The organism is Pseudomonas sp. Colony2, from assembly GCF_019382755.1.
Taxonomy (GTDB): Bacteria; Pseudomonadota; Gammaproteobacteria; order Pseudomonadales; family Pseudomonadaceae; genus Aquipseudomonas.
Genome location: NZ_CP080030.1, coordinates 5,977,983 through 5,979,334, shown reverse-complemented (window position 1 = coordinate 5,979,334; position 1,352 = coordinate 5,977,983). Strand labels below are relative to the sequence as shown.

The window sequence follows — 1,352 nt, the reverse complement described above, 5'->3', positions numbered from 1 at the left end:
AATGTGGGAGCTGGCTTGCCTGCGATWGCATCACCTCGGTGTAACTGACAYAYCGAGGYGCCTGCATCGCGGGCAAGCCCGGCTCCCACRCAAGCCMGCTCCCACATTTGATCGGCGTTGGGTTTACAATCGGAGCTCCTGATCAGGAGTATCCCTGTGCTGACTCATCTCGATTCCCAAGGTCGCGCCCACATGGTCGACGTCACTGAAAAAGCCGTGACGTTCCGTGAAGCCGTGGCCGAAGCGCGGGTGCGCATGTTGCCCGAGACCCTGAAAATGATTGTCGACGGCGCCCACCCCAAGGGCGACGTGTTTGCCGTGGCCCGTATCGCCGGGATCCAGGCCGCAAAAAAAACCAGTGATCTGATTCCCCTGTGCCACCCGTTGATGCTCACCGGGGTCAAGGTTGAACTCAGCGCCGATGGCCTGGACGCGGTGCACATCATCGCCCGCTGCAAACTCTCCGGCCAGACCGGCGTGGAGATGGAAGCGTTGACTGCGGCCAGCGTCGCCGCCCTGACGATCTACGACATGTGCAAGGCCGTGGACCGTGGCATGACCATCGAAACCATTCGTCTGCTGGAAAAACTCGGTGGCAAGAGCGGGCATTTCAAGGCGGACCAGGCATGAGCATCAACGTACTGTTTTTTGCGCGCTACAGCGAAGCGATTGGCCTGGACTCCCTGGAGATGGAAGGCGACTTCGCAACGGTGGACGCTGTACGCCAGGCATTGGCCGGTGACCCGGAATTCGCGGTGCTCAACGAGACTCGCCTGATGTGCGCTCGTAACCAGGAACTGTGCGACCTTGATGAGCCGCTGCAGGCTGGCGACGAAGTGGCATTCTTCCCGCCAGTGACCGGAGGCTGACCATGGCGATTCGGGTGCAGGCCGAGGCGTTTGATCCGGGCGCCGAGGTCAATGCGATGCATGCGGCCAATGTCGGTGTGGGCGCGGTGGTGAGTTTTGTCGGCTATGTGCGCGACTTCAATGATGGCCTGGATGTGGCGGGGATGTTCCTCGAACACTACCCGGGCATGACTGAAAAAGCCCTCGGCAAAATTGCCGTAGAGGCAGAGCAACGCTGGCCACTGCTCAAGCTGGAAGTGCTGCATCGCATCGGCGCCCTGGAGCCGGGTGAACCGATCGTGTTCGTGGCGGCGGCCAGTGCCCATCGTCAGGCGGCGTTCGATGCCTGCGCGTTCATGATGGACTACCTGAAGACGCGGGCGCCGTTCTGGAAGAAGGAGAACACCAGTGAAGGGCCGCGCTGGGTGGAAGGGCGCGACAGCGATCACACTGCCGCTGATCGCTGGAAATAACGTGTGGCGAGGGAGCTTGCTGTGGCGAGGG

The 1,352-nt window shown here is 61.5% G+C and carries 3 protein-coding genes; all 3 read left to right on the top strand.

The window, feature by feature from the left end; genetic code table 11:
- The first annotated feature begins 156 nt into the window (after window positions 1-156).
- From moaC to moaE, 3 genes are read left to right on the top strand one after another with little or no spacing between them, the layout of a single operon-like run.
- A complete protein-coding gene (moaC, locus tag JV201_RS24170) occupies window positions 157-630 on the top strand; it encodes a cyclic pyranopterin monophosphate synthase MoaC (protein WP_017480021.1) in 474 nt (157 codons plus the stop codon).
- Window positions 627-869 (top strand): molybdopterin converting factor subunit 1, encoded by a 243-nt coding sequence (moaD, locus tag JV201_RS24165; RefSeq protein ID WP_177027062.1) that lies wholly within the window; start codon window positions 627-629, stop codon window positions 867-869. The genes moaC and moaD overlap by 4 nt, the downstream gene beginning before the upstream one ends.
- A 2-nt stretch (window positions 870-871) precedes the next feature.
- Window positions 872-1,321 (top strand): molybdopterin synthase catalytic subunit MoaE, encoded by a 450-nt coding sequence (moaE, locus tag JV201_RS24160; RefSeq protein ID WP_219406131.1) that lies wholly within the window; start codon window positions 872-874, stop codon window positions 1,319-1,321.
- The last annotated feature ends 31 nt before the right edge of the window (window positions 1,322-1,352 follow it).

Excerpts from the sequence above, each read along its gene's own strand:
- moaD (WP_177027062.1), top strand. The coding sequence starts at position 627 with ATGAGCATCAACGTACTGTTTTTTGCGCGCTACAGCGAAGCGATTGGC.
- moaE (WP_219406131.1), top strand. The coding sequence starts at position 872 with ATGGCGATTCGGGTGCAGGCCGAGGCGTTTGATCCGGGCGCCGAGGTC.